The organism is Variovorax sp. F042 (genome assembly GCF_057814215.1).
Genome location: NZ_JBVASX010000002.1, coordinates 674,766 through 697,197, shown reverse-complemented (window position 1 = coordinate 697,197; position 22,432 = coordinate 674,766). Strand labels below are relative to the sequence as shown.

Annotated in this window: 21 protein-coding genes; all 21 read left to right on the top strand. The window is 66.5% G+C overall.

Going from position 1 to position 22,432, the window contains the following annotated elements; translation table 11 throughout:
- Positions 1-11 precede the first annotated feature (11 nt).
- Positions 12-1,121, top strand: coding sequence for a 3-dehydroquinate synthase (gene aroB, locus ACZYSP_RS11760; protein ID WP_489014240.1), 1,110 nt, complete (start codon positions 12-14; stop codon positions 1,119-1,121).
- Entirely contained in the window at positions 1,118-2,248 is a 1,131-nt protein-coding gene (locus tag ACZYSP_RS11755) for a deoxyguanosinetriphosphate triphosphohydrolase (protein ID WP_489014523.1), read from the top strand. Before aroB ends, ACZYSP_RS11755 begins: the two co-directional genes overlap by 4 nt.
- Positions 2,245-3,504, top strand: a complete 1,260-nt coding sequence (locus tag ACZYSP_RS11750) for an MFS transporter (RefSeq protein ID WP_489014238.1) — start codon at positions 2,245-2,247, stop codon at positions 3,502-3,504. The genes ACZYSP_RS11755 and ACZYSP_RS11750 overlap by 4 nt, the downstream gene beginning before the upstream one ends.
- On the top strand, positions 3,501-4,076 hold the full coding sequence (locus ACZYSP_RS11745; RefSeq protein WP_489014236.1) for a DUF1415 domain-containing protein: 576 nt from the start codon (positions 3,501-3,503) through the stop codon (positions 4,074-4,076). The genes ACZYSP_RS11750 and ACZYSP_RS11745 overlap by 4 nt, the downstream gene beginning before the upstream one ends.
- Positions 4,073-4,966 carry a class I SAM-dependent methyltransferase gene (locus ACZYSP_RS11740; RefSeq protein ID WP_354337420.1) on the top strand — a complete coding sequence of 298 codons (894 nt, stop codon included), beginning with the start codon at positions 4,073-4,075 and terminating at the stop codon, positions 4,964-4,966. Before ACZYSP_RS11745 ends, ACZYSP_RS11740 begins: the two co-directional genes overlap by 4 nt.
- 32 nt (positions 4,967-4,998) lie before the next feature.
- The gene (locus ACZYSP_RS11735; protein ID WP_489014233.1) at positions 4,999-5,694 is read left to right on the top strand and encodes a transposase; all 696 of its coding nucleotides are present in this window, start codon (positions 4,999-5,001) and stop codon (positions 5,692-5,694) included.
- A gap of 186 nt (positions 5,695-5,880) precedes the next feature.
- On the top strand, positions 5,881-10,635 hold the full coding sequence (locus ACZYSP_RS11730) for a glutamate synthase-related protein (RefSeq protein WP_093172484.1): 4,755 nt from the start codon (positions 5,881-5,883) through the stop codon (positions 10,633-10,635).
- A 34-nt stretch (positions 10,636-10,669) separates the two neighbouring features.
- Positions 10,670-12,148 (top strand): glutamate synthase subunit beta, encoded by a 1,479-nt coding sequence (locus ACZYSP_RS11725; protein WP_093048566.1) that lies wholly within the window; start codon positions 10,670-10,672, stop codon positions 12,146-12,148.
- 66 nt (positions 12,149-12,214) lie between these two features.
- Positions 12,215-13,078, top strand: a complete 864-nt coding sequence (locus tag ACZYSP_RS11720; RefSeq protein WP_489014230.1) for an ABC transporter ATP-binding protein — start codon at positions 12,215-12,217, stop codon at positions 13,076-13,078.
- A complete protein-coding gene (gene mlaE, locus ACZYSP_RS11715; protein ID WP_093048571.1) occupies positions 13,075-13,857 on the top strand; it encodes a lipid asymmetry maintenance ABC transporter permease subunit MlaE in 783 nt (260 codons plus the stop codon). Before ACZYSP_RS11720 ends, mlaE begins: the two co-directional genes overlap by 4 nt.
- Positions 13,858-13,897: 40 nt before the next feature.
- Positions 13,898-14,386 carry an outer membrane lipid asymmetry maintenance protein MlaD gene (gene mlaD, locus ACZYSP_RS11710; RefSeq protein WP_489014227.1) on the top strand — a complete coding sequence of 163 codons (489 nt, stop codon included), beginning with the start codon at positions 13,898-13,900 and terminating at the stop codon, positions 14,384-14,386.
- A 26-nt stretch (positions 14,387-14,412) separates the two neighbouring features.
- Positions 14,413-15,150 carry an MlaA family lipoprotein gene (locus ACZYSP_RS11705; RefSeq protein ID WP_426391657.1) on the top strand — a complete coding sequence of 246 codons (738 nt, stop codon included), beginning with the start codon at positions 14,413-14,415 and terminating at the stop codon, positions 15,148-15,150.
- Positions 15,151-15,306: 156 nt separating this feature from the next.
- Complete coding sequence (locus ACZYSP_RS11700) at positions 15,307-15,963, top strand: MlaC/ttg2D family ABC transporter substrate-binding protein (protein ID WP_093048580.1); 657 nt, start codon at positions 15,307-15,309, stop codon at positions 15,961-15,963.
- A gap of 13 nt (positions 15,964-15,976) precedes the next feature.
- Entirely contained in the window at positions 15,977-16,252 is a 276-nt protein-coding gene (locus ACZYSP_RS11695; protein WP_093048583.1) for an STAS domain-containing protein, read from the top strand.
- A gap of 33 nt (positions 16,253-16,285) precedes the next feature.
- On the top strand, positions 16,286-17,233 hold the full coding sequence (locus tag ACZYSP_RS11690) for an ABC transporter ATP-binding protein (RefSeq protein ID WP_093048586.1): 948 nt from the start codon (positions 16,286-16,288) through the stop codon (positions 17,231-17,233).
- A 5-nt stretch (positions 17,234-17,238) separates the two neighbouring features.
- On the top strand, positions 17,239-17,994 hold the full coding sequence (locus tag ACZYSP_RS11685) for an ABC transporter permease (RefSeq protein ID WP_093173222.1): 756 nt from the start codon (positions 17,239-17,241) through the stop codon (positions 17,992-17,994).
- 22 nt (positions 17,995-18,016) lie between these two features.
- The gene (locus ACZYSP_RS11680) at positions 18,017-18,259 is read left to right on the top strand and encodes a BolA family protein (protein WP_093048598.1); all 243 of its coding nucleotides are present in this window, start codon (positions 18,017-18,019) and stop codon (positions 18,257-18,259) included.
- Between the two features lie 41 nt (positions 18,260-18,300).
- Positions 18,301-19,593: a UDP-N-acetylglucosamine 1-carboxyvinyltransferase gene (gene murA / locus ACZYSP_RS11675; RefSeq protein WP_489014223.1), complete on the top strand. Its 1,293-nt coding sequence runs from the start codon at positions 18,301-18,303 to the stop codon at positions 19,591-19,593.
- Positions 19,590-20,231 carry an ATP phosphoribosyltransferase gene (gene hisG / locus ACZYSP_RS11670; protein ID WP_093048604.1) on the top strand — a complete coding sequence of 214 codons (642 nt, stop codon included), beginning with the start codon at positions 19,590-19,592 and terminating at the stop codon, positions 20,229-20,231. The genes murA and hisG overlap by 4 nt, the downstream gene beginning before the upstream one ends.
- Before the next feature lie 11 nt (positions 20,232-20,242).
- Positions 20,243-21,565, top strand: coding sequence for a histidinol dehydrogenase (hisD, locus tag ACZYSP_RS11665; RefSeq protein WP_489014221.1), 1,323 nt, complete (start codon positions 20,243-20,245; stop codon positions 21,563-21,565).
- 35 nt (positions 21,566-21,600) lie between these two features.
- Positions 21,601-22,431 (top strand): hypothetical protein, encoded by an 831-nt coding sequence (locus ACZYSP_RS11660; protein ID WP_093048610.1) that lies wholly within the window; start codon positions 21,601-21,603, stop codon positions 22,429-22,431.
- Position 22,432: the final 1 nt, after the last annotated feature.

Genomic DNA, 22,432 nt, shown 5'->3' with positions numbered 1-22,432 from the left:
ACTCGCTGCCCATGTCCCTGCCCGTACTTTCCGCTCCGCCAGAACGCGTCGACATCCAGCTCGGCGACCGCAGTTACCCGATCCTGATCGGTGCCGGCCTGCTGGACGATCCCCAGAGCTTTGCCGTCACGCCCGCCGCGGCCACGGCCCTGATCGTCAGCAACACCACAGTGGCGCCGCTTTACGCCAAGGCGCTGCAGACTGCCCTGGCGGGCCGTTTCCGTACCGTGCACTTGCTCGAGTTGCCCGACGGCGAGGTCTACAAGAACCTGCAGACCCTGAACCTGATCTTCGACGACCTGCTGGGCCATGGCAGCGACCGCAAGACCGTGTTGTTCGCCCTGGGCGGTGGCGTGGTGGGCGACATGACCGGCTTCGCCGCCGCCAGCTACATGCGCGGCGTGCCTTTCGTGCAGGTGCCGACCACGCTGCTGGCGCAGGTCGATTCCTCGGTCGGCGGCAAGACGGCCATCAACCACCCGCTCGGCAAGAACATGATTGGCGCGTTCTACCAGCCGCAGCTCGTCGTGTGCGATCTGTCCACGCTGCAGACGCTCCCCCCACGTGAACTGAGTGCCGGCTTGGCCGAAGTCATCAAGTACGGCCCGATCCACGACATGGCGTTCTTCGACTGGATCGAGGCGAACATCGAGGCCCTCGTCGCAAGAGACCCGGCCGCGCTGGCCTACGCCGTCAAGCGCAGCTGCGAGATCAAAGCGCTGGTGGTCGGCCAGGACGAGCGCGAAACCGGCCTGCGCGCGATCCTCAATTTCGGCCACACCTTCGGCCACGCGATCGAATCGGGCCTCGGCTATGGCGAATGGCTGCACGGCGAGGCCGTCGGCTGCGGCATGGTCATGGCAGCGCACCTGTCGCAGCAGCTCGGCGGCGTCGATGCCGCCTTCGTCGAGCGGCTCACGCGCCTGATCGAGCGCGCCGGCCTGCCCATCGTCGGCCCCGCGCTGGGAGCCGAGCGCTATCTGGAGCTGATGCGCGTCGACAAGAAATCGGAAGCCGGCGAGATCCGCTTCGTGGTGATCGACCGACCCGGCTTCGCCGTGGTCCGCAGCGCGCCCGACGCGCTGGTGCGCGAAGTGCTCGCGCAGTGCTGCGCGGGATGAGCCTCGCGGCCTATGCCTGCCTGCCCGCGCAGTCGCGCGGCCGTCGGCATGCCGAGCCGCCCGCGCCCACGCGCGATGCCTTCCAGCGCGACCGCGACCGCATCGTGCATTCCACGGCCTTTCGCCGGCTGGTCTACAAGACGCAGGTGTTCCTGAACCACGAGGGCGACCTGTTCCGCACCCGGCTCACGCACTCGCTGGAAGTCGCCCAACTGGGGCGTTCGATCGCCCGGGCCCTGCGGATCAACGAGGACCTGGTCGAGGCGATTGCCCTGGCGCATGACCTGGGCCACACGCCCTTCGGGCACGCAGGCCAGGACGCGCTCAACGACTGCATGGCCGGGCATGGTGGCTTCGAGCACAACCTGCAGAGCCTGCGTATGGTCGATGCGCTGGAGCACCGCTATCCACAGTACGACGGACTGAATCTCAGCTTCGAGACCCGCGAGGGCATCCTCAAGCACTGCTCCCGCGCGAATGCGGAGCGCCTGGAGGCGGCCGAGCCCAACGGCGTGGCCCGGCGGTTTCTCGACCGTACGCAGCCGGGGCTCGAGGCGCAGCTGTGCAACCTCGCCGACGCCATCGCCTACAACGCCCACGACATCGACGACGGCGTGCGCTCGGGGCTCATCAGCGTCGAGCAACTGTCCGAGGTCGAGCTGTTCGAGCGCCATCGCCGCGAGGCGCTTGCCGAGCATCCGCAGTTGCAGGGCCGGCGCGTGCTCTACGAAACCATCCGGCGCATGCTGAGCGCGCAGGTCTACGACGTGATCGACGCGACGCGCGCGGCGCTCGAAGCCCTCGCGCCGGTCGATGCCGACGCGGTGCGCAAGGCCCCGCCTGTCGTCGCGTTCAGCGGCACCATGCAGGCCCAGTCGGAAGACCTGAAGCGTTTTCTCTTCCACAACCTCTATCGGCATCCGCAGGTCACCCAGACCACCGATCAGGCGCGTGACGTGGTGCGGGAGCTGTTCGAGGCCTATCTCGAACGCAGTGCCGAAATGCCAACTTCCTTCGCCGAGCGCGGCGACAGGCACCGAGCCGTGGCCGACTACATCGCCGGCATGACCGACCGTTTCGCAGTGCGCGAGCACGAGCGGCTCACCGGCCGCCGGGGGATCGCGTGAGTTCCGTCGCAGCACGTCCGCGCGTTCCCGCTGCGGCCTTCGCCGTTCTGCTGGGCGGCGTCAGCGGGGCCTTGCATCTGGGCAAATTGCCGCCGGCCGTTCCGGCGCTGCAGGCATCGCTCGGCATCGGCCTGGTCGAGGCGGGATTCCTGTTGTCACTGGTTCAGGTCGCGAGCATGACCCTGGGGCTGCTGGTCGGGCTTGCGGCAGACACCATCGGCCTGCGCCGCAGCATGCTGACGGGGCTGTTCGTGTTGACGGTCGCGAGCCTGCTGGGAGGCCTGGTCGGCTCCAGCGCAGATGGCGGCGCGCACGCCGTGCAATGGCTGCTTCTGCTGCGCGGCATCGAAGGCATCGGCTTCCTGCTGGCGGTCATGCCGGGACCGGGGCTGATCCGCGCCTTGACCCCGCCGGGCGCGGACAAGGCTGCGCTGGGCCTCTGGGGCGCCTACATGCCGCTCGGCGTGGCCCTTGCGCTGCTGCTTGGGCCCGCCCTGATCGCCTGGGGCGGTTGGACGGGCTGGTGGTGGGCGCTGTCGGTCGTGTCGGCTGGTGCTGCGCTCTGGGTGTGGACGGTCGTGCCTGGTGATCGCACCCGCCAGGCGGCGGCAGGCCAGCCCAGCGAAGGCTGGTCATCGCGCCTGCGCGCCACTGTCGGTGCGCGCGCCCCCTGGCTGGTTGCGCTGACGTTCGCCGTGTACTCGTCGCAGTGGATGGCCGTCATCGGCTTCCTGCCCGCCATCTATGCGGGTGCGGGCGTGCCGACTGCCTGGAACGCGGTGCTCACCGCGCTCGCGGCCGCGATGAATATCGTCGGCAACATCGCGGGTGGCCGCTGGCTGCAGCGCGGCGTGGCGCCCGAACGCCTGCTGCAACTCGGTTTCCTGACGATGGCGCTGGGCGGCGTGGCCGCCTTCGCGCAAGCAGGGCAGGGCGCCGGCGCCTTGGGCCTGCCACCCGCGCTGCGCTACATCGCCGTCTGTGCGTTCTCGCTGGGCGGTGGCATGGTGCCGGCCACTTTGTTCCTTCTGGGAGTGCGGCTGGCACCCGGGCCCACCACCGTGTCGACGACCGTCGGCCTCATGCAGCAGGCATCGTCGCTTGGCCAGTTCCTGGCCCCGCCCGCGGTGGCGTGGCTGGCCCACCGCGTTGGCGGCTGGCACTGGACCTGGACGGCCACGCTGGCCTGTTCGCTGGCCGGCATGGCGATCGCGCGGCGACTGGGGCGGATTCGCCCTGCGGCGGAGATGGCATGACCCATCCGACGACAATTGCAGTCGCCCAGGCCGAAGCCGACACGCGGCGCTGGCTCGAACGCGCGGTGATCGGCCTCAACCTGTGCCCCTTCGCAAAAGCCGTGCACGTGAAGGCACAGATCCACTACGCCGTGTACGAACCCGCCGAAGCGGCCGACCTGATGGACGCGCTACTGGCCGAAGCCAAAGACCTCGCAGCGCTCGACGCCGCCGTGCGCGACACCACACTTCTGATTGCACCGAATACCTTGGCCGATTTCCTGGACTTCAACGATTTCACGGCGCGTGCCGAACGCCGGCTTGCGCGCGCCGGTTTCGACGGCGTGTTCCAGCTGGCGAGCTTTCATCCGCAGTTCCAGTTCGCCGGCACCGAAGCCGACGACCTCGGCAACGCCACCAACCGCGCGCCATACCCCACGCTGCACCTGCTGCGCGAGGACAGCGTGAGCCGCGCGGTCGAAGCGTTCCCCGAGGCGGAGGCCATCTTCGAGCGCAACATCGACACGCTCGAAGCGCTGGGGTCCGATGGCTGGGCGGCGCTCGACGTCGGCCCCGGGAGTGCCAGGCCATGAATACCAAAGCCGCATCGAAACCGGTGACGAAGACGAACAAGGCCGCCAAGGCTGATGCCGAACTGGCCGAAGCCCTGCGCCCTGGCCAGTCCGTCGAGCTGCTCAAGGAACTGCACATCCTCACCCGCGAGGGGCGCCTCAACCAGGACTCGCGGCGCAAGCTCAAGCAGGTCTACCACTTGTTCCAGTTCATCGAGCAACTGCTGCGCGAGCTGCCGGAAGAGGGCGCAGGCGCAACGCTGGCCGATCATGGCGCGGGCAAGTCGTACCTCGGCTTCATCATCTACGACCTGTTCTTCCGGGCGCGGCAGGGCAGCAGCGGCCATGTCTACGGCATCGAGACGCGCGGCGAACTGGTCGAGCGCTCGCGCGCGTTGGCGCAGCGGCTGGGCTTCGACCGCATGTCGTTCCTGAATCTCACCGTGGCCGAATCGGCGCAGGCAAGCGAGCTGCCGGAGCAGATCGATGTGGTCACCGCGCTGCACGCCTGCGACACCGCCACCGACGATGCCATCGCCTTCGGCCTGGCCAAGAAGGCGCGCTGCATGGTGCTCGTGCCCTGCTGCCAGGCCGAAGTGGCCGCCTGCCTGCGCGAAACCAAGGCGCTGGCGCTTTCGCGCACGCCGCTGGCCGAGCTGTGGCGCCATCCGCTGCACACGCGCGAAATCGGCAGCCAGCTCACCAACGTGCTTCGCTGCCTGTATCTCGAAGCCAACGGCTACAGCGTCACCGTGACCGAACTGGTCGGCTGGGAGCACAGCATGAAGAACGAACTGATCCTGGCGCGCTACACCGGCCAGCGCAAGGCGAGTGCGGCGACGCGGCTGCGCGAGTTGCTGGCGCAGTTCGGGCTCGACACGCTGGGCGACACGCGCTTCCGTCTCGCCTGAGCGCCGGCGCGCAACTCGCGTCTGCAGACCCCATGGCCCGTCTTCCCCGTCTCACGCTGGCCGACATGCCGCACCACGTGATCCAGCGCGGCAATAACCGCCAGCCGATCTTCATGGACCGCGCGGATCACGAGAAGCTGCTCGCGCTGCTGGCCGAAAACGCCACGCGCTTCGGTATCGCGCTGCATGCCTATGTGCTGATGGACAACCACTTTCATCTGCTGGCCACGCCCAACAGCACCACCGGCCTGCCGCAGTTCATGCAATCGGTAGGCCGCAGCTACGTGCGCTACTTCAACGACCGCCACGGCCGCAGCGGCACGCTGTGGGAGGGGCGCTACCGGTCGACGTTGATCCAGACCGACCGCTACCTGCTGACCTGCATGGCCTACATCGACCTCAATCCAGTGCGGGCGGGCGTGGCGGTCGATGCGCGCGACTTCCCATGGTCCAGCCACGGCCACTACGCCGGCCTGCGGCATGACCGGCTGCTGACGCCCCATCCGCTGTACTGGGAGCTCGGCAACACGCCGTTCGCGCGGGAGGCTGCGTATGTCGAGTTGGTGCGCGGCGGGGTACGCGCGGCCGACCAGAGCGCGCTGACCGAAGCCACCTTGCGCGGCTGGGCTGCCGGTGACGACGATTTTCTCGATGGTCTGCAGAAGTCCACCGACCGCCGCGTGGTCAAAGCCAAGGCCGGCCGGCCGCCTTCGAACACCTCATCCTGAGCTGAAAAGCAGCGCCAATCTATTGTGCTGTCTGGTCTTTTTGCTCCTGTTTTTGATATGTCCCTAATTTAATTCCGAGAAGAAAACTCAACATTTAATAAGAATCTGACCCCTATTAAAGTGTTTGGCATTCTTTGTGCATCGCAATATGCTCCCTTTCCCTGCGAAAACTGAAGGAGCGCGCCCATGACGACGGCTGCCGAGATTCAACATCTCCAAGAACACGGTCTGTATTCCGGTGCCGACGAGCACGATGCCTGCGGCGTCGGCTTCGTTGCACATATCAAGGGCGAAAAAAGCCATGCCATCGTGCTGCAGGGCTTGAAGATCCTCGAAAACCTCGACCATCGCGGCGCAGTGGGCGCTGACAAGCTGATGGGCGACGGCGCCGGCATCCTGATCCAGCTGCCTGACCACCTGTACCGCGAAGAAATGGCGAAGCAGGGCGTCACGCTGCCCCCGCCGGGCGAATACGGCGTCGGCATGATCTTCCTGCCGAAGGAACACGCCTCGCGCGAAGCCTGCGAACAAGAGATGGAACGCGCCATCAAGGCCGAAGGCCAGGTGCTGCTCGGCTGGCGCGATGTGCCGGTCAACCGCGACATGCCCATGTCGCCCACCGTGCGCGAAAAGGAACCGCTGCTGCGCCAGGTCTTCATCGGCCGCGGCAACGACGTGATCGTGCAGGACGCGCTGGAGCGCAAGCTCTACGTGATCCGCAAGACCGCCAGCGCCAACATCCAGCGCCTGAAGCTCAAGCACAGCAAGGAATACTACGTTCCCAGCATGTCGAGCCGCACCGTGGTCTACAAGGGCCTGCTGCTGGCCGACCAGGTCGGCACCTACTACCTCGACCTGCAGGACAAGCGCTGCGTCTCGGCCCTGGGCCTGGTGCACCAGCGCTTCTCGACCAATACCTTCCCCGAGTGGCCGCTGGCCCACCCGTACCGCTATGTCGCCCACAACGGCGAAATCAACACGGTCAAGGGCAACTACAACTGGATGAAGGCACGCGAAGGCGTGATGTCCTCGCCCGTGCTCGGCGCCGACCTGCAGAAGCTGTACCCCATCAGCTTTGCCGGCCAGTCCGACACCGCCACCTTCGACAACTGCCTCGAGCTGCTGACGATGGCCGGCTACCCCATCAGCCAGGCCGTGATGATGATGATTCCCGAGCCCTGGGAACAGCACGCCACCATGGACCCGCGCCGCCGCGCGTTCTATGAATACCACGCCGCCATGCTCGAGCCGTGGGACGGCCCGGCCTCCATTGTCTTCACCGACGGCCGCCAGATCGGCGCCACGCTCGACCGCAACGGCCTGCGCCCCTCGCGCTACTGCGTGACCGACGACGACCTGGTCATCATGGCGTCGGAATCGGGCGTGCTGCCCGTGCCCGAGCAGAAGATCGTGCGCAAGTGGCGCCTGCAGCCCGGCAAGATGTTCCTCATCGACCTGGAGCAGGGCCGCATGATCGACGACGAGGAGGTCAAGGCCACCCTCGCCAACAGCAAGCCCTACAAGCAGTGGATCGAGAACCTGCGCATCAAGCTCGACAGCGTGAAGGCCGAGCCGGTCTCCGCGCCGCTGAGCCAGGTCGCGCTGCTCGACCGCCAGCAGGCCTTCGGCTACACCCAGGAAGACATCAAGTTCCTGATGAGCCCGATGGCCCAGGCCGGCGAAGAAGGCATCGGCTCCATGGGCAACGACAGCCCGCTGGCCGTGCTCTCGAGCAAGAACAAGCCGCTGTACAACTACTTCAAGCAGCTGTTCGCGCAGGTGACGAATCCGCCGATCGACCCGATCCGCGAAGCCATCGTGATGTCGCTGGTGTCCTTCATCGGCCCCAAGCCCAACCTGCTGGACATCAACCAAGTCAACCCGCCGATGCGGCTCGAAGTGAGCCAGCCGATCCTCGACTTCGCCGACATGGCGAAGCTGCGCGACATCGGCAAGTACACGCAGGGCAAGTTCAAGAGCTATGCGCTCGACATCACCTACCCGCTCGCCTGGGGCGACGAAGGCGTCGAAGCCAAGCTGGCCTCGCTGTGCGCCGAAGCGGTGGACGCCATCAAGGGCGGCCACAACATCCTGATCGTGAGCGACCGCGGCGTGAGCCCGACGCAGGTGGCCATTCCCGCCGTGCTGGCGCTGTCGGCCGTGCACCAGTACCTCGTTCGCGAAGGCCTGCGCACCACCGCCGGTCTCGTCGTCGAAACCGGGTCGGCGCGCGAAGTGCATCACTTCGGCGTGCTGGCGGGCTACGGCGCCGAAGCCGTGCACCCCTACCTCGCCATGGAAACGCTCGCGGCCATGCACGCCGACCTGCCGGGCGACCTGAGCGCCGACAAGGCGGTCTACAACTACGTCAAGGCCATCGGCAAGGGTCTGTCGAAGATCATGTCGAAGATGGGTGTCAGCACCTACATGAGCTATTGCGGCGCGCAGCTGTTCGAAGCCATCGGCCTGAACAGCGAGACGGTGAACAAGTACTTCACCGGCACCGCCAGCCGCGTGGAAGGCATCGGCGTCTTCGAGATCGCCGAGGAAGCCATCCGCATGCACAAGGCCGCTTTCGGCGACGATCCGGTGCTCTCCAACATGCTCGACGCCGGCGGCGAATACGCTTGGCGCACGCGCGGCGAAGAGCACATGTGGACGCCCGACGCCATCGCCAAGCTGCAGCACAGCACGCGCTCCAACAACTGGAACACGTACAAGGAATACGCGCAGCTCATCAACGACCAGAACCGCCGCCACCTCACGCTGCGCGGCCTGTTCGAGTTCAAGATCGATCCGGCCAAGGCCATTCCGGTGGACGAAGTCGAATCCGCTGCCGATATCGTCAAGCGCTTCGCCACCGGCGCGATGTCGCTCGGCTCGATCAGCACCGAGGCGCACTCCACGCTCGCCATTGCCATGAACCGCATCGGCGGCAAGAGCAACACCGGCGAAGGCGGTGAAGACCCGGCGCGCTACCGCAACGAGCTCAAGGGCATCCCGATCAAGTTGGGCGACACGCTCAAGAGTGTGATCGGTGCCGAGAACGTCGAGGTCGACCTGCCGCTGAAGGACGGCGACTCGCTGCGTTCGCGCATCAAGCAGGTTGCATCGGGCCGCTTCGGCGTCACGGCCGAGTACCTGCATTCGGCCGACCAGATCCAGATCAAGATGGCGCAGGGCGCCAAGCCGGGCGAGGGCGGTCAGCTCCCGGGCGGCAAGGTCACCGAGTACATCGGCAAGCAGCGCTATGCCGTGCCGGGCGTGGGCCTCATCTCGCCGCCGCCGCACCACGACATCTACTCGATCGAAGACCTGGCGCAGCTCATTCACGACCTGAAGAACACCGCGCCGCACGCCAGCATCAGCGTGAAGCTGGTGAGCGAGATCGGCGTCGGCACCATCGCGGCCGGCGTGGCCAAGTGCAAGAGCGACCACGTCGTGATCGCCGGCCATGACGGCGGCACGGGCGCTTCGCCATGGTCGTCGATCAAGCACGCTGGCAGCCCGTGGGAAATCGGCCTGGCCGAAACGCAGCAGACGCTGGTGCTCAACCGCCTGCGCAGCCGCATCCGCGTGCAGGCCGACGGCCAGATGAAGACCGGCCGCGACGTCGCCATCGGCGCGCTGCTGGGCGCCGACGAGTTCGGCTTTGCGACCGCGCCGCTGGTGGTCGAGGGCTGCATCATGATGCGCAAGTGCCACCTGAACACCTGCCCGGTGGGCGTGGCCACGCAAGACCCGGTGCTGCGCAAGAAGTTCTCGGGCAAGCCCGAGCACGTCGTCAACTACTTCTTCTTCGTTGCCGAGGAAGTGCGCCAGATCATGGCCCAGCTCGGCATCCGCAAGTTCGACGACCTGATCGGCCGCGCCGACCTGCTCGACATGCGCAAGGGCATCGAGCACTGGAAGGCTTCGGGCCTGGACTTCAGCCGCCTGTTCGCACTGCCGAACGTGCCGGCCGACGTGCCGCGCTTCCATGTCGAGAACCAGGACCACGGCCTCGACAAGGCACTGGACGTGAAGCTCATCGAGAAGTCGCGTCCCGCCATCGACAAGGGCGAGAAGGTGCAGTTCATCGAGGTGGCGCGCAACGTCAACCGCTCGGTGGGCGCAATGCTCTCGGGCGCGCTGACCAAGGTGCATCCGCAGGGCCTGCCCGATGACTCGATCCGCATCCAGCTCGAAGGCACGGGTGGGCAGTCGTTCGGCGCCTTCCTGGCGCGCGGCATCACGCTGTACCTGATCGGCGACGCCAACGACTACACCGGCAAGGGCCTTTCGGGCGGCCGCGTGGTGGTGCGCCCCAGCCTCGACTTCCGCGGCGAAGCGGTGCGCAACACCATCGTCGGCAACACCGCGCTGTACGGTGCGACCACCGGCGAGGCCTACCTGTGCGGCGTGGCCGGCGAGCGCTTCGCTGTGCGCCTGTCGGGCGCCACGGCGGTCATCGAAGGCACCGGCGACCACGGTTGCGAATACATGACCGGCGGCACGGTGGCCGTGCTCGGCAAGACGGGCCGCAACTTCGCGGCCGGCATGAGCGGCGGCGTTGCTTTCGTCTACGACGAAGACGGCCAGTTCGCCACGCGCTGCAACCTCTCGATGGTTTCGCTCGACAAGGTGCTGACCTCGGCCGAGCAGACCGCGAGCGTGCATCGCAAGATCTGGCACGGCGGCGTCACCGACGAAGCGCAGCTGAAGAAGTTGCTCGAAGAGCACCACCGCTGGACCGGCAGCAAGCGCGCACGCGAGCTGCTCGACAACTGGGCCGTGTCGCGCACGAAGTTCGTGAAGGTGTTCCCGAACGAATACAAGCGCGCGCTGGCCGAGCTGCACGACCGCAAGGTCGAACTCACCAGCAGCGGCAACAACGCGCACATCGGCCTCGAGCCGCACGCGCTGGCCCCCGCACCGCAAACGGCCCCGGCTTCGGTCTGAGCGCCCACGAGTACAGAGAACAAAGGAAAGCACGATGGGAAAGATCACCGGCTTCATGGAGCATGAGCGTGTCGAAGAGGGCTACAAGCCCATCGAAGAGCGCGTCAAGCACTACAAGGAATTCGTCGTCGGCCTGAACACCGAACAGGCCAAGGTGCAGGGCGCGCGCTGCATGGACTGCGGCACGCCGTTCTGCAACAGCGGCTGCCCGGTCAACAACATCATTCCGGACTTCAACGACCTCGTGTACCGCAACGACTGGCAAAACGCCTTCGCGGTGCTCGACTCGACCAACAACTTCCCCGAGTTCACCGGCCGCATCTGCCCCGCGCCCTGCGAGGCAGCCTGCGTGCTCAACGTGAACGACGACGCGGTCGGCATCAAGTCGCTGGAGCACGCGATCATCGACCGCGCCTGGGACGAAGGCTGGGTGGCGCCGCGCGTCGCCAAGCACAAGACCGGCAAGAAGGTGGCGGTGGTGGGTTCGGGCCCGGCCGGCATGGCGGCTGCGCAGCAACTCGCGCGCGCCGGCCACGACGTGACGCTGTTCGAGAAGAACGACCGCATCGGCGGCCTGCTGCGCTACGGCATTCCCGACTTCAAGATGGAGAAGTCGCACATCGACCGCCGCGTCGAGCAGATGAAGGCCGAAGGTGTGACCTTCCGCACCGGCGTGATGGTCGGCGCCGCGAAGGACCCGCTGGGCAAGGGCTCCAAGGTCACGAACCTGGCCAAGGAAACCGTCACGCCTGAGCAACTGCAAAAAGAATTCGATGCCGTGCTGCTCACGGGCGGTGCAGAGCAATCGCGCGACCTGCCGGTGCCCGGCCGCGACCTCGACGGCATCCATTTCGCGATGGAGTTCCTGCCGCAGCAAAACCGCGTCAACGCGGGCGACAAGGTCAAGGGCCAGTTGCGCGCCGACGGCAAGCACGTGATCGTCATCGGCGGTGGCGACACCGGCTCCGACTGCGTGGGCACCAGCAACCGCCATGGCGCGGTCAGCGTCACGCAGTTCGAGCTGATGCCCCAGCCGCCCGAGGAAGAAAACCGCCCGCTGACCTGGCCGTACTGGCCGATCAAGCTGCGCACCAGCTCCAGCCATGAAGAGGGCTGCGAGCGCGAGTTCGCGATCTCCACCAAGGAATTCATCGGCGAAAAGGGCAAGGTCACTGGCCTGAAGACCGTTCGTGTCGAATGGAAGGACGGCAAGATGCAGGAAGTGGCCGGCAGCGAGCAGATCCTCAAGGCCGACCTGGTGCTGCTCGCGATGGGCTTCATCAGCCCCGTTGCCACCGTGCTCGACGCCTTTGGCGTGGAGAAGGATGCCCGCGGCAACGCCAAGGCCACGGTCGACTTCATCGGCGGCTATGTCACCAACATTCCGAAGGTTTTTGCCGCCGGCGACATCCGCCGTGGACAGTCGCTGGTGGTGTGGGCCATTCGTGAAGGCCGCCAGGCCGCGCGCTCGGTGGATGAGTTCCTGATGGGGTTCAGCGACCTGCCGCGCTGAATTTTGTTTCAATTTCGCGGGGCCGGTCACGGCCCCGTTATCATCCGCGTCAAACCGCATGCCGGGATGCTTGAAAAAGCGCCCGGCTTTTTTATTGAGATGGACCCAGCCGCACCACTGCCACATCCCTTCGTAGAGTTCCGCGACGTCACGTTCGGCTATGGTGCACGCGCCATCCTCGACGGCGTTTCGTTCTCCGTGCCGCGAGGCAAGGTAACGGCCCTGATGGGAGCATCGGGCGGTGGCAAGACCACGGTGCTGCGCCTTATCGGCGGGCAGCAGAAGGCCCAGCGTGGCGAGGTGCTCTTCGACGGCCAGGATGTCGGCAAGTTCGATGCAACCGCGCTCTACGCGGCGCGGCGCCGCATGGGCATGCTCTTCCAGTTCGGCGCGCTGTTCACCGACATGACCGTGTTCGACAACGTGGCGTTTCCGCTGCGCGAGCACACACAACTCTCCGAAGCGCTGGTACGCGACGTGGTGCTCATGAAGCTCGACGCCGTCGGCCTGCGCGGCGCGCGCGACCTGATGCCCAGCGAGGTGTCTGGAGGTATGGCGCGGCGCGTGGCGCTGGCGCGTGCCATTGCGCTCGACCCCGACCTCGTGATGTACGACGAGCCTTTCGCCGGCCTCGACCCGATCTCGCTCGGCACCGCCGCGCGCCTGATCCGCCAGCTCAACGACACGCTGGGGCTCACCAGCATCATCGTGTCGCACGATCTCGAAGAAACCTTCCGCATCGCCGACCACGTGATCATCCTGGCCAACGGCGGCATCGCTGCACAGGGCACGCCCGACGAAGTGCGCCACAGCGCCGACCCGCTGGTCCATCAGTTCGTCAATGCGTTGCCCGACGGGCCAGTGCGTTTCCATTACCCGGGCGTCAGCATCGAGGACGACTTCGGCAATGTCGAAGGAGGGCGCTCATGAGCTGGTGGAAGCCTGCCGACGTCGGCTTCGGCGTGCGCCGCCATCTGGCCAACCTGGGCTATGGCGCGAAGCTGTTCATGCGCCTGGTCGGCCCGGGCGCGCAGATCATGCGCCGCTTCGGGCTGGTGCGTGACCAGATCCATTTTTTGGGCAACTACTCGCTCGCGATCATCGGCGTGTCGGGGCTGTTCGTGGGCTTCGTGCTCGGGCTGCAGATGTACTACGCGCTGCAGCGCTACGGCTCTTCCGAAGCGCTCGGCCTGCTGGTCACGCTGAGCCTGGTGCGCGAGCTCGGGCCCGTGGTGGCGGCCTTGCTGTTCACCGGGCGCGCGGGGACGTCGCTCACCGCGGAGATCGGTCTCATGAAGGCCGACGAGCAGCTGAGTGCCATGGAGATGATGGCGGTCGACCCGGTGCAGCGCATCCTCGCGCCGCGCTTCTGGGCCGGCGTCATCACCATGCCGCTGCTGGCGGCGGTGTTCAGCGCGGTCGGCATCATGGGCGGCTACGTGGTGGGCGTGCTGATGCTGGGCGTCGACCCGGGCGCGTTCTGGGGCCAGATGCAGGGCGGCGTCGACGTGTGGCGCGACGTCGGCAACGGCGTCATCAAGAGCATCGTCTTCGGCTTCACCGTGACCTTCATTGCGCTGCTGCAGGGCTATGAGGCCCAGCCCACGCCCGAAGGCGTGTCGCGTGCGACCACGCGAACCGTGGTGTCGGCATCGCTGGCGGTGCTGGGGCTGGACTTCCTGCTCACCGCCATGATGTTCAGTATCTAAAGAGGCTCGGCCTCCATCGTTCTAGACAGAGAGTCAAACCATGCAACGTTCCAACAACGACATCTGGGTCGGCCTGTTCGTCCTGATCGGCGCTGCGGCGCTGCTGTTTCTCGCGCTGCAGTCGGCCAACCTGCTGAGCCTGAATTTCCAGAAGACCTATGCGGTGACCGCGCGCTTCGACAACATCGGCGGGCTCAAGCCGCAAACCGCTGTGAAGAGCGCGGGGGTTGTGGTCGGCCGCGTGGAGTCCATCTCCTTCAACGACAAGTCCTTTCAGGCCGACGTCACGCTGGCTTTGCAAAACCGCTACAGTTTTCCCAAGGACAGTTCGCTCAAGATCCTGACCAGTGGCCTGCTCGGCGAGCAGTACATCGGGATCGAAGCGGGCGCCGAGGACAAGAACTTGCAGGCCGGCGACACCATCACCTCGACCCAATCGGCCGTGGTGCTTGAAAACCTGATCAGCCAGTTTCTGTACAGCAAGGCAGCCGAAGGCAATTCGACGCCTGGAACAGCCAACAAGAAATGAAAACACGATCTTTTTTGTCTTCTGCTATGAATAACGTAGCAATTCGCGCCCGTTGGGTGGGCGCCGCAGCTTTTCTTGCACTGGTGGCCGGTTGCGCCACCGGACCCAACGCCAATCCGGCCGACCCTCTCGAGCCGTTCAACCGCGGGGTCTCGCGCTTCAACGACACCGTTGACGACGCAGTGCTCGTTCCCGTGGCGACGGCCTACCAGAAGGCGCTGCCTTCGATGGTGCGCACCGGCGTGAACAACTTCTTCGGCAACATCGGCGATGTCTGGAGCCTGGCCAACAACGTGGCCCAGCTCAAGCTGCAGAACAGCGCCGAGACATTCATGCGCCTGAACGTCAACACCTTCTTCGGGCTCGGCGGCCTGCTGGACGTTGCGACCGAGGCCGGCATTCCCCGCCACGAGGAAGACTTCGGCCAGACGCTGGGCTACTGGGGCGTGGGCCCGGGCCCGTACGTCGTGCTGCCGCTGCTGGGCTCCTCGACACTGCGCGACACCGCGGCCAAGCCGCTCGACATGTACGGCGACCCGCTGGGCCATGTGGAAGACATCCCCTGGCGCAATTCGCTGACGGTGCTGCGCATCGTCGACACGCGCTCGCAATACCTGCGCGCAAGCCGCCTGCTCGGCGATGCGGCGCTCGACAAGTATTCGTTCACGCGCGATGCGTTCCTGCAGCGCCGCCGCAGCCAGGTCTACGACGGCAACCCGCCGGACGACGGCGGTGGCAGTGACGGTGGTGGCAGCGACAAGTAAGCCGCAAGAGGAGGGGGCGCTGCTTGCATCCGGTTGCAAGGCTTCACCTCCCGGACAGGAACCCGGTCGGCCCCAGGGGGCTCGAATCCGTTCCTGTCTCAGCACCCGGTTTTTTCGGGTGCCTGCAGATTTTCAAACTTGAATGAGGGACTCTTCATGAACAACAAGACCTTGCAACGTCGCGATCTCGGCCGCCTGGTGCTGGCCGGTGCCCTGCTGTTCGGTGCGGCTGTCGCCTTCGTCCAGCCCGCCCGTGCCGCTGATGAAGCGCCTGATGCGCTCGTCAAGCGCCTCTCGACCGACGTGCTCGAAACGATCAAGGCCGACTCGTCCATCAAGTCGGGCGACGTCAACAAGATCATGCTGCTGGTCGACAGCAAAATCATGCCCAACGTCAACTTCCAGCGCATGACGGCCTCGGCAGTCGGCCCGGCCTGGCGCACTGCAACGCCCGAACAGCAAAAACGCCTGCAGGACGAGTTCAAGGCGCTGCTGGTGCGCACTTATGCCGGCGCGCTCGACCAGGTGACCGACCAGACCGTCACCATCCGCCCGTTCCGCGGCTCGCCTGACGACAAGGACGTGCTGGTGCGCACCGAGGTCCAGGGCCGCGGTGATCCGGTGCAGCTCGACTACCGCCTTGAAAAGACCCCCGGCCAGGGCGCCGGCTGGAAGGTCTACAACCTGAATGTGCTGGGCGTGTGGCTGGTCGATACCTACCGCACCCAGTTCGCGCAGGAAATCAACAAGAGCGGCATCGACGGCCTGATCGCCGCGCTGGCCGCGCGCAACAAGGGCAACGGCAAGGGCTGACCGGGCGCACGCGATGCTGGTCCTGCCCACCCGACTTACCCACGACGAGGCCCCCGCCTGCATGCGCATGCTGCAGCAGGGGCTGAAAGGCCAGGCCGACTCGTCGTCCACCGTGGTCGACGCGACTGCGCTGGCCCAGTTCGATTCTTCGGCGCTAGCCGTGCTGCTCGAATGCCGGCGCGAGTCGAGCGCACTGGGCCGCGGCTTCTCCGTCAAGGGCCTGTCGCCTCGTTTGCGCGAACTCGCGGCGCTGTATGGCATTGCGGGCCTTTTGCCCGCCGCGCCCTGAAAAAGTAACGGCCCCTTAAAATCGCGGGCTCCCATGCCCGCGATTTCATTTCAATCGGTCTCCAAGACCTACCCCCCCTCCAGACAGCAAAAAGCCCAGGGCAAGCCAGGGCTCAAGGCCGTCGACGAGGTCAGCTTCCAGATCGAACCGGGCGAGTTCTTCGGCCTGCTCGGCCCGAACGGCGCGGGCAAGACCACCCTGATCAGCATGCTCGCGGGCCTGTCGCGGCCCACGGCCGGCGCCATCAGCGTCCATGGCTTCGACGTGCAGCGCGACTTTGCACAGGCGCGCCGCCAGCTCGGCATCGTGCCGCAGGAGCTGGTGTTCGACCCCTTCTTCAACGTGCGCGAATCGCTGCGCATCCAGTCGGGCTACTTCGGCATCAAGAACAACGAGGCCTGGATCGACGAGCTGCTGCAAAGCCTGGGCCTCGCCGACAAGGCCACGGCCAACATGCGCCAGCTCTCGGGCGGCATGAAGCGCCGGGTGCTGGTGGCACAGGCGCTGGTGCACAAGCCGCCGGTGATCGTGCTCGACGAGCCCACGGCCGGCGTCGACGTCGAACTGCGCCAGACGCTCTGGCAGTTCGTCGCCCGGCTCAACAAGCAGGGCAGCACCGTGCTGCTCACCACCCACTACCTCGAAGAGGCCGAGGCGCTGTGCAGCCGCATCGCGATGCTCAAGCAGGGCCGCGTGATCGCACTCGACCGCACCAGCGAACTGCTGAAATCGGCCGCGAGCAACGTGCTGCGCTTCAAGACCGACGCCATGCTGCCCTGGGCCATTGCCCAGCATGCGCGCATCACCGGGCGCATCGTGCAACTGCCGGCGCAGAACGCCCATGAAGTCGAACAACTGCTGGCCGCGATCCGCGAAGCCGGCGTCGCGGTGGAAGACGTAGAAATGCGCAAGGCCGACCTGGAAGACGTGTTCATCGACCTGATGGCCGGCGAGCAAACCCCGCTGGAGGTGGCGCGATGATGGCCGTGACCGGTTGGCGCGCGCTGCTCTACAAGGAGACGCTGCGCTTCTGGAAGGTCGGCTTCCAGACCGTGGGGGCGCCGGTGCTCACCGCACTGCTGTACCTGATGGTGTTCGGCCATGTGCTCGAAGACCACGTGAAGGTCTACGGCACGGTCGGCTACACGGCCTTCCTGGTGCCTGGCCTCGTGATGATGAGCGTGCTGCAGAACGCCTTTGCCAACAGCTCGTCGTCGATCATCCAGAGCAAAATCATGGGCAACCTGGTCTTCGTGCTGCTCACGCCGCTGTCGCACTGGGGCTGGTTCTTCGCCTATGTGGGCTCGTCCGTCATCCGCGGGCTGGCCGTGGGGCTCGGCGTGTTCGTCGTCACGGTGCTGTTCGCGCAGCCGAGTTTCGTCGCGCCGGTCTGGATCATCGTGTTCGCGCTGCTGGGCTCGGCCATGCTGGGAACGCTTGGCCTCATCGCCGGTCTCTGGGCCGAGAAGTTCGACCAGATGGCGGTGTTTCAGAACTTCCTGATCATGCCCATGACCTTCCTGTCGGGCGTGTTCTATTCGATCGGCTCGCTGCCGCCGTTCTGGCAAAGCGTGAGCCACCTGAACCCGTTCTTCTACATGATCGACGGCTTCCGCTACGGCTTCTTCGGCGTGAGCGACGCCTCGCCCTGGCTGAGCCTGGGCATCGTCGGCACCGCCTGGCTGGTGGTGAGCGCGATTGCCGTCCACCTGCTTCGCATCGGCTACAAAATCCGGGGCTGAACAAAGCCTCTTCCCACACCCCATGACCGCCGAACAACTCCAGGCCCTGATCCAGTCCCATCTCCCGTGCGAGCACATCACGCTCGAGGGCGATGGCCGACATTGGTACGCCACCATCGTCTCGGCCGAATTCGAGGGCAAGCGCTCGATCCAGCGCCATCAGCGGGTCTACGCCACCCTCGGTGCGAAAATGCACACCGACGAGGTGCACGCGCTTTCGATGAAGACCTACACGCCGGCCGAATGGGCGGCAGTGGAAAAATAACTCCCGGCCCCTCGTGGCCTCCTGACTTCGCTGGAACTTCGATGGACAAACTTCTGATTCGCGGCGGGCGAGAGCTCCGCGGCGAAGTACTCATTTCCGGCGCCAAGAACGCCGCGCTGCCCGAGCTGTGCGCGGCGCTGCTGACCGACCAGCCCGTGACGCTGCACAACGTGCCGCGCCTGCAGGACGTGTCGACCATGCTCAAGCTGGTGCGCAACATGGGCGTGACGGCCGAGCGCAACGACAACGGCACGGTCCGCCTGAATGCCGGCGACCTCGGCAACCCCGAGGCGCCCTACGAGCTGGTCAAGACCATGCGCGCCTCCGTGCTGGCCCTGGGCCCGCTGCTGGCGCGCTTCGGCCATGCCAGGGTGTCGCTGCCGGGCGGCTGCGCCATCGGCTCGCGGCCGGTCGACCAGCACATCAAGGGCCTGCAGGCCATGGGCGCCGAGATCGTGGTCGAGCACGGCTACATGGTCGCGCGCCTGCCCGAAGGCCGCACCCGCCTGAAGGGCGCGCGCATCCTGACCGACATGGTCACCGTCACCGGCACCGAGAATTTCCTTATGGCAGCCGCGCTGGCCGAGGGCGAAACGCTGCTCGAAAACGCCGCGCAGGAGCCCGAGATCGTCGACCTCGCCGAAATGCTGATCCGCATGGGCGCGAAGATCGAAGGCCACGGCACCAGCCACATCCGCATCCAGGGCGTCGAGAAGCTGCGCGGCTGCGAGCACGCCGTGGTGGCCGACCGCATCGAGGCCGGCACTTTCCTGTGCGCCGTAGCTGCTGCGGGCGGCGAGGCCTTCCTGCGCCACGCGCGCGGCGACCACCTCGACGCCGTGATCGACAAGCTGCGCGACGCGGGCTGCACCGTCGCCTCCGAAAAAGACGGCGTGCGCATCAGCTCCAAGGGCCCCGCCTACGAACACCTGAAGGCGCAGAGCTTCAGCACCACCGAGTACCCGGGCTTCCCGACCGACATGCAGGCCCAGTTCATGGCCCTGAACGTGATCGCGCGTGGCGCCTCGATGGTCACCGAGACCATCTTCGAGAACCGTTTCATGCACGTGAACGAGATGGTGCGCCTGGGCGCACGCATCCACGTCGAGGGCAAGGTGGCGATGGTCGAGGGCGTGCAGCAGCTCTCGGGCGCTACCGTGATGGCCACCGACCTGCGCGCCTCGGCCAGCCTGGTCATCGCCGGCCTCGTGGCCGAGGGCGAGACGCTGGTCGATCGCATCTACCACCTCGACCGGGGCTACGACCGCATGGAGTCCAAGCTGCGCGGCCTGGGCGCCGACATCGAACGACTGACCGGAGCTGCCGCCGCATGATCACGCTAGCCCTCTCCAAAGGCCGCATCTTCGAAGAGACGATGCCCCTGCTGGCCGCCGCCGGCATCGAGGTCACCGAAGACCCCGAGAAGTCGCGCAAGCTGATTCTCGAAACCACCCGCCCCGACGTGCGCGTGGTGCTGGTGCGCGCCTCCGACGTGCCCACCTACGTGCAGTACGGCGGCGCCGACCTCGGCGTGACCGGCCTCGACGTGCTGCTCGAGCACGGCAACCAGGGCCTGTACCAGCCGCTCGATCTGCGCATCGCAGCCTGCCGCCTCAGCGTGGCCGTGCGCGCCGACTACGACTACGCCTCGGCCGTGAAGCAGGGCTCGCGCCTGCGCGTGGCCACCAAGTACGTGGGCCTTGCGCGCGACTTCTTCGCCAGCAAGGGCGTGCACGTCGACCTGATCAAGCTCTACGGCAGCATGGAGCTGGCACCGCTCACGGGCCTGGCCGACGCCATCGTCGACCTGGTCTCGACCGGCAACACGCTCAAGGCCAACCACCTCGTCGAGGTGGAGCGCATCATGGACATCAGCGCGCGCCTCGTGGTGAACCAGGCCGCGCTCAAGCTCAAGCGCGAGCCCATCCGCCGCATCGTCGACGCGTTTGCGTCAGCCATTCCCACCGCCTGAACCTCAAGCACATGACTCTGAAAGCAGCCCCCGCCCGTCTGTCCACGACTTCAGCCAGCTTCGACGCTGAATTCAAGGCGCGGCTGCATTGGTCCGCGGACGACGACGCGGCCATCGAGAAGGTTGTGGCCGACATCCTCGCCGACGTGCAGAAGCGCGGTGACGACGCGGTGCTCGAATACACGAATCGCTTCGACAGGCTCGACGCCAAGACGCTGCCCGAGCTTGAACTGACGCAAGCCGAACTCAAGGCCGCCTTCGAGGCTCTGCCCGCCGCTCAGCGCGACGCGCTCGAAGCCGCCGCGCGCCGCGTGCGCAGCTACCACGAGGCCCAGAAGAAGGCCAGCGGCGAAAGCTGGAGCTACCGCGATGCAGATGGCACGCTGCTTGGCCAGAAGGTCACGCCGCTCGATCGCGTCGGCATCTACGTGCCGGGCGGCAAGGCGGCGTACCCGTCGAGCGTGCTGATGAACGCCATTCCCGCGCACGTCGCGGGTGTCGGCGAAATCATCATGGTTGTGCCGACGCCGAAGGGCGAAAAGAACCAGCTCGTGCTCGCCGCCGCCTACGTGGCCGGCGTGACGCGCGGCTTCACCATCGGCGGCGCGCAGGCCGTGGCCGCGCTGGCCTACGGCACCGCCACCATTCCTGCCGTCGACAAGATCACCGGCCCCGGCAATGCCTACGTGGCGGCCGCCAAGCGCCGCGTGTTCGGCACCGTGGGCATCGACATGATCGCGGGCCCGAGCGAAATTTTGGTGCTGGCCGACGGCACCACGCCGCCCGAGTGGGTGGCCATGGACCTGTTCAGCCAGGCCGAGCACGACGAGCTGGCCCAGAGCATCCTGCTGTGTCCCGACGCCGCCTACATCGACCGCGTGCAGGCCGAGATCGATCGCCTGCTGCCGGCCATGCCGCGCGCGGAAATCATCGCCGCCTCGCTCAACGGCCGCGGCGCGCTGATTCACACGAAGAGCATGGAAGAGGCCTGCGAGATCAGCAACCGCATCGCCCCCGAGCATCTGGAAGTCAGCAGCAGCGAACCGAACCGCTGGGAGCCGCTGCTGCGCCACGCCGGCGCGATCTTCCTGGGCGCCTTCACCAGCGAAAGCCTGGGCGACTACTGCGCCGGCCCGAACCACGTGCTGCCCACCAGCGGCACGGCGCGCTTTTCCAGCCCGCTGGGCGTGTACGACTTCCAGAAGCGCTCCAGCCTGATCGAGGTCAGCGAGGCAGGCGCCCAGGTGCTGGGCCCGATCGCCGTCACGCTGGCCGAGGGCGAGGGCCTGCAGGCGCACGCCGAAGCTGCCCGCATGCGGCTGCGTAAGATCTGAGCTCAAACAACCGGTCACCGGGAGGAGCAAGCAAGATGATCGATCGTCTCCGTCATTCGCGTCTTTTTCGATTTGCCACGGGCCTCGTTGCGGGCGCCGCACTGCTGGCCGCCTGCAGCCAGATGCCGCAGGCGCCGCGCACGTCGGCTGCCGTCAGCGCTACGCCCAGCGCCGCGCCGGCAGCGCCTGCCCCGCAGCTTGGCACGCAATGGGGCGAGGGCCTCGAATCGAAGACCCGCACGGTCATCACCAAGCGCCTGTCCGACCAGCCGGACGACGTGGCCTCGCTGGGCTACAACGAGGCCTCTGCCGTGCGCCGCTCCGTGGGCAGCAATCCTGAGAGCCGCCTGAGCCTGATGCTGGCCGACGGCGACGTCGAATGGTCGGTGCTCGGCGAAGACAGCCGCCCGCTGCCGCTGCAGCGTGCCCGTCGGGGCAGTGGCGGCGAAGACATGTTTCGCCTCGCCGGCGTGCAGGGCTCGCGCTACACGCTGCGCTTTCGCAACCTCAGCGAGCGCAGCTACGAGGTGATCGCCACGGTCGACGGTCTCGACGTGCTCAACGGCAAGCCCGGCAGCCTGCGCAACGGCGGCTACGTGCTGCGTCCGCTGCAGGCGCTGACCATCGAAGGCTTTCGCAAGAGCGAGAACGAGGTCGCGGCTTTCCGCTTTTCAGCGCCCGGCCGTGCCTACGCAGCGAACACCGAAGCGGGCGACGTGCGCAACATTGGCGTGATCGGCGCCGCGCTGTTCGAACTCGAGGAGCGCGACGCACCGCGCCGCCAGCGCCGCGACGCCACCCCGTCGCAGCCCAGCGCCTTCCCGGCCGACGGCGCCTACGCGCCGCCGCCGCGCTACCGCAAGTGAT